This is a genomic window from Hyalangium sp. (assembly GCF_035629615.1).
In the GTDB taxonomy this organism is placed as follows: Bacteria; Myxococcota; Myxococcia; order Myxococcales; family Myxococcaceae; genus Hyalangium.
On sequence record NZ_DASPHO010000563.1, the window covers coordinates 1 to 5997 of the forward strand.

General features: G+C 69.5%; 4 protein-coding genes. 2 read left to right on the forward strand and 2 right to left on the reverse strand.

Translation table 11 applies throughout. The features are described 5' to 3' along the window. Together VD972_RS28460 and VD972_RS28465 are read left to right on the forward strand one after the other, a co-directional pair. A partial coding sequence (locus VD972_RS28460) for an A/G-specific adenine glycosylase (protein WP_324991899.1) occupies window positions 1-956 on the forward strand: 956 nt, incomplete at its 5' end. A 140-nt stretch (window positions 957-1096) separates the two neighbouring features. Beyond that, window positions 1097-1312, forward strand: a complete 216-nt coding sequence (locus VD972_RS28465) for a DUF2934 domain-containing protein (RefSeq protein ID WP_324991900.1) — start codon at window positions 1097-1099, stop codon at window positions 1310-1312. A gap of 6 nt (window positions 1313-1318) precedes the next feature. Here VD972_RS28465 and VD972_RS28470 read toward each other — a convergent pair whose 3' ends face one another. Together VD972_RS28470 and metH are read right to left on the reverse strand one after the other, a co-directional pair. After that, window positions 1319-2404, reverse strand: coding sequence for a hypothetical protein (locus VD972_RS28470; protein ID WP_324991901.1), 1086 nt, complete (start codon window positions 2402-2404; stop codon window positions 1319-1321). Window positions 2405-2416: 12 nt separating this feature from the next. Further along, window positions 2417-5929, reverse strand: coding sequence for a methionine synthase (gene metH, locus VD972_RS28475; RefSeq protein ID WP_324991902.1), 3513 nt, complete (start codon window positions 5927-5929; stop codon window positions 2417-2419). Between the last annotated feature and the right edge of the window lie 68 nt (window positions 5930-5997).

Sequence of the window (5997 nt, forward strand, 5' to 3'; positions counted from 1 at the left end):
AGACCCAGGTGACCACCGTCATCCCCTACTGGGAGCGGTTCCTCGCGCGCTTCCCCACGGTGGAGGCGCTGGCCGCGGCCCCATTGGACGATGTGCTCGCCGCGTGGCGGGGGCTCGGGTACTACTCGCGCGCGCGCAACCTGCACCGCGCCGCCCAGGAGGTGGTGGCGCGCTTCGGAGGCCGGCTCCCCTCCTCCGCGGAGGCGCTGCTCAGCCTGCCCGGCTTCGGCCGCTACACCGCAGGCGCCGTGGCCTCCATTGCCTTTGGCGAAGAGGCTCCGCTGGTGGATGGCAACGTGGCCCGCGTCCTCTCGCGCCTCTTCGAGGTGGAGGGGCCTCCGGGAGATCGGGCCCGCGAGGCCCGCCTGTGGGAGCTGGCCCGTGTGCTCGTGAAGGGCGAGCGGCCGGGGGATCTCAACCAGGCCCTCATGGAGCACGGCGCCACCGTGTGCCGGCCCGAGAGCCCGCTGTGCCTGCTGTGCCCCGTGCGTGGCGCGTGCCTGGCCCTCCAGCACGGCCGCGTGGATGAGCTTCCCCCTGCCAAGGTGCGCGCCACCCCCAAGCGCCTGACCCTGGCGCTGGCCGTGTGGACGCACAAGGACACGCTGCTCTTCGCCCGGCGCGCGGAGAAGGGCCTCTTCGGCGGCCTGTGGGAGCTCCCCGCCGCGGAGGTAGCGCCCGAGGCTCCGGACGCCGCGGCCGCCACGCGGCTCTCGGAGGCGTTGGGCGTGTCCGTCACCGCGAAGGCCGCGCTGGGGACGGTGCAACGTCAGCTCACCCACCGCGCCCTCACCCTGCGGCTGCTGCGCGTCTCCGGCCGGCAGCGCCCCTCGCGCGCGCCTGCCTTCCACGAGCTGCGCTGGTGCACGCCCGCGCAGGCCGAGGGGCTGGGCATGAGCACCGCCATGCAACGCGCGCTCGACGCGGCGCTCGACGCTGGGGTGCTCGACCGCTGAGGTGACCCTCTGAGTGTGGTGCGGTGAACAACCTCTGGAGTGTCGTGTTCAGCCCAGAACCCCTGGACTCAGGTCCGGTTCCCTGTACCCCAGGGTCTACCTCATGTTGCGCGGGCTGTTCCCCTCTCTCAGGAGTATCCATGGCCCGCAACCTCGCCAAATCCTCGAACACACCCGAGAAAGAGACCGGGAAGGTGCCCAGCACGCCCTCGAATGCACACGTGCGCAATGGTCCGACCCATGAGCAGATCGCCCGCCGCGCCTACGAGATCTTCCTGGCGCGCGGCGGCCAGCCCGGCAACCCCGAGCAGGACTGGCACCAGGCCGAGCGCGAGCTGCGGCTCGGCCGGCAGTAGCCGCCATCAGATGACGTAGAAGTCCGGGCCGCGCTCGGTGTCGAGCGTCTCGTGCAGGTGCCGCTGCGCGGCCCGCAACTCTCCCAGGATCCGCTCGGCGTCCTGCACCGAGCGCATGGCCAGGCCGCACGCGGGCGTCAGCATCACGTGGTCCAGCACCTGCGTGAAGCTGCGTCCCTTGGGCAGCGCCGCTCTGAGCGAGGCCTCCACCGAGTCCGTCAGCTCCGTTACGTCATAGGTGGACGTGAGATCGGTGGGGACGACGCCCAGGCTCAGCGTGGCGCCCGAAGCCAGGAAGCGGGCCACGGCGTCCGTCTCCTCCAGCATCGCATCCAGGGAGAGGCGTACGTCCAGCGACAGCACATCGGGCTGCACGTCCAACAGCGCGCCCCAGTCGGTGTTGCCGCAGCAATGGATGCCCACCAGGGCGCCCTCGCGCTGCAGCGCCAGCACGAGCAGCTTCAGCTCCTGCAGGGCCAGCAGGTGGCGCGGCTGGGAGCGCTGGAAGGCATACAGCCCTGGCTCATCCAGGAAGAAGAGCGGCGTGGTGCCCGTGCGGCGCATCGCCTTCACCATGGCCAGAGAGCGCGCCATCACCAGCTGGTACAGCGCCTTGTCCACCCCAGGCACCTCGAGCGTCGTCTTTCCGTCGCTCGTGCGCGCCACGGAGAGCACCGTGAAGGGGCCCGCGATCTGCGCCTTGGCAAGCCGCAGCTTCCGGTTCTCCACCTCCCAGAGGAAGGGCCGCCAGGCACGGCAGCCCTCCAGCGTGGGCTCGAAGGCCTCGAGCCGCCCGGAGGACAGCGCCTCTTGCAGCTGGGCCTCGAAGGCCGGCCGCCCCGCCTCCCACTTCGCGAGGTCCACCATGCACATCCCGTCCTCGTCGTAGCTCAGGCCCGGCAGCCCCTCGAGGGCCGCGGGGATCATGAACTCGGAGGGGTGGCGCTGGGGGAGCTGGGGAAGGAACGGGATGTCCATCGCCAGTGCGGCCTGGAGCCCGAGCTCTACCTGGGTGTGGGGCATGCTCCCGATGCCCGTGGAGGCGCAAGCAGGGAGGAGCTGAACGGCACGGCGAATGATCGGCGCGCTCATAGGTGGCCCACTCTACGTCACCGAGAAGTAGTGCGCCTGAGGATGATGGAAGACGACGGCGGACACGGACGCCTCCGGCTCCATCATGCAGCCGTCGGTGAGCTGGACGCCGATCTCCTCTGGACGCAGTGCGGCAAACAGCAGCTCCTGGTCCTCCAGTCGCGGGCACGCCGGGTAGCCGAACGAGTAGCGCTTGCCCTCGTACTCCGCGCGGAAGCGCTCCAGCATCGTCATGTCCGGCTTGTCCGGGAAGCCCCACATGCTGCGGATCTGCGTGTGCAGCAGCTCCGCGTAGCCCTCGGCCGTCTCCAGCGCCAGGGCCTGCACGGCGTGCATCTTGAGGAACTGGCCCTTGGCCTTGAACTCCTCGGAGAGCTCGCGGATGCCGTGGCCCGCCGTGGTGACGAACATGCACAGGTTGTCACGAGGCACCCCGCCCTCCAGTGGCAGCACGTAGTCCGCCAGGCACAGCCCCTCGTCCTTCTCCTGGCGCGGGAACTCGAAGAGGGCCTTCCGCTCGCCGGTGTGCCCGTCGAAGAGCAGCACGCGGTTGCCATCGCTGCCCGCCTTGAAGAACTGGAAGACGGAGCGCGCCTTCATGGCCCCGTCTCGCAGGAAGGACTTGATCTCCTCCACCGCCTCCTTGAGTTCCAGCGCCTTGCGGCCCTCCTCCGTCTTCGCCAGCTCCGCCTCGGCGGGCGTGCCCAGGGCGCGCGAGGCGCTGCGAAGGCCCAGGTGGCGCCCGTACAGCATCACCGGGTTGATGAACCTCCAGATGTGGTCCAGCGGCGTGTTGGTCAGCACGTGCCGCTCGTAGCCCGGCACGGCCGGCACCTGCTCCAGCACCCGCACCTCCTTGCTGCGAGTGGAGACGGCCACGGGGGCGGCGGACTTGGGGCGCTCTTTGACTTCCTGGGCCAGCTTCTGGCGCCGGACGACCAGATCCTCCTTGAGCTTCTGGTGGGCGGCCGGATCAACGATCTGCTTGGCCAGCTCCAGGCCGCTCATGGCGTCCTGCGCATAGGCCACGGTGCCCTGGTACGCGGGGGCGATCTGGCGATCCACGAAGTTGCGGCTGAGCGCCGCGCCGCCCACCAGGATGGGCAGGTCCACCCCCGCCCGCTTCAGATCCTCCGCGGTGGCCACCATCTGGTGCGCGCTCTTCACCAGCAGGCCAGACAGGCCGAGGATGTCCGGACTGTGCTCCTTGACGGCCTTCACGAGCTGCTCGGGCGGCACCTTGATGCCCAGGTTCACCACCTGGAAGCCGTTGTTGGCGAGGATGATCTCCACCAGGTTCTTCCCAATGTCGTGCACATCCCCCTTCACCGTGGCGAGGAGCACCTTGCCGCGCGAGGCCGCCTGGGCCTTGCTCATCCTCGGCTCCAGGTGCGTCACCGCCGCCTTCATGGACTCGGCGCTCTGGAGCACCTCCGCGACGATCAGCTCGTTGGCCCCGAAGAGCCGACCCACCTCGTCCATGCCCTTCATCAGCGGGCCGTTGATGATCTCCAGCGGCGCGTACTTCTCCAGCGCCAGGTCCAGATCCGCGAAGAGGCCGTCCCGCGTGCCCTCGACGATGTAGCGCTGCAGCCGCTCCTCCAGCGGCAGCGAGGAGGTGGCGGCCTTCAGGGGCTTGCGCTCGCGGAAGTGCGCCGCGAAGGGCGTCACCGGATCCGTGCCCCGGTTGTAGAGCAGATCCTCGGAGAGCTTGCGCTCCTCCTGCGGCAGGGACGGGTAGCGCTCCAGCTTCTCCGAGTTGACGAGCGCCATGTCCAGGCCCGCCTGCACGCAGTGGTACAGGAACACGGAGTTGAGCACCTCGCGGCCCGCGGTGGGCAGGCCGAAGGACACGTTGGAGATGCCCAGCACCGTCTTGCACTGCGGGAAGCGCTGCTTGATGAGGCGCACGCCCTCGATGGTCTCCACCCCGCTGCCCGTGTACTGCGCATCCCCCGAGGCACAGGGGAACACCAGCGGATCGAAGTAGAGATCTTCCGCCTTCATCCCGTACTTCTTCGTGAGCAGCTCGAAGGAGCGCTCGGCCACCTCCAGCTTGCGCTGGCGCGTGACGGCCATGCCCACCTCGTCGATGCAGCCCACCACCAGCGCCGCGCCGAACTGGCGCGCCAGCGGCACCACCTTCTCGAAGCGCTCCTCGCCGTCCTCCAGGTTGACCGAGTTGATGATGGCCTTGCCCTGGCTGTAGGTGAGCGCCATGGCGATGACGCGCTCGTCCGTGGAGTCGATCATCAGCGGCACGCGCACCTTCTTGACGACCACCTCCAGGAAGCGGCGCATGTCCTCCAGCTCTTCCCGATCCGGGTTGGCCAGACAGACGTCGATCACCTGGGCGCCGCGCTTCACCTGGGCGCGGGCGATCTCCGAGGCGTCATCGATCTGGCCTGCGACAATGAGCTCCTTGAACTTCTTGCTGCCGATGACGTTGGTGCGCTCGCCGACGATGATGGGGCGCTCGTCTTCCTTCACCTCCAGGTAGTCCACACCGGACAGCGTGGAGCGCGGGGGCGGGGTGTTGTTGCGCGGGGTGAGCCCCTTCACCGCATCGGCGATGGCGCGGATGTGGCCCATCTGCGTGCCACAACAGCCGCCCACCACGTTGAGCCAGCCGTGCTCGGCGAAGCGCCGCAGCGAGCGGGCCAGCATCTCCGGCGACTCCAGGTAGTGCCCGTTCTCGTCCGGCAGGCCCGCGTTGGGCACGCAGGACACCGGGAAGGGGCTCATGCCGGACAGCGAGCGGAGGTGGTCCGTCATGAACTCGGGGCCGGTGGCGCAGTTGAGGCCCAGGTAGAGCAGTTCCACATGCTCCAGGGACGCGGCGAGGCTCTCCACGGACTGGCCCGCCAGCATGGTGCCCATGGGCTCGATGGTGCCGGACACCGCCACCGGCAGCGCATAGCCCAGCTTGCGGAACGCGCGCTGGCAGCCCAGCAGCGCCGCCTTCACGTTGCGCGTGTCCTGGCACGTCTCCACCAGCAGGTAGTCCGAGCCGCCGATGGCGAGGCCCTCGGCCTGCGCCGCGAAGTTGTCCACCAGCTCCTCGAAGGTGATGCCACCCGTCACCGAGATTGCCTTCGTGGTGGGGCCGATGGAGCCCGCCACCCAGCGCATGCGGCCGTCCTTCGCCTCGGCGTCCGCAGCGGCCTTGCGCGCCACCCGGGAGGCGGCGGCGTTGATCTCCAGCGTCTTGTGCCCCAGGCCGAACTCAGCGAGCACCAGCGGCGTGCCGCCGAAGGTGTCCGTCTCGGTGACGTCCGCGCCCGCGGCGAAGTAGTCCGCGTGGATGCGCTCGATGACGTCCGGCCGGGTGAGGGCGAGGTGCTCGTTGCAGCCCTCGTACTCGGCGCCGCCGAAGTCGCCGGCCTTGAGGTTCTGCGCCTGGATGAGCGTGCCCATGGCACCGTCGAGCACCAGGATGCGCTCGCGCATCGCCATGCGGAGGGCCTCGACGCGGCGGCCGTTTTCACCAGAGGGTGGCGGCAAGGGGGCGGGCAGGTGGCTCATACGGGTTTGACTCCGGTGAGGAGGAAGACGCGGAACGGGCTGGCCCCGTCTCGCGCATGGGTCTCTCG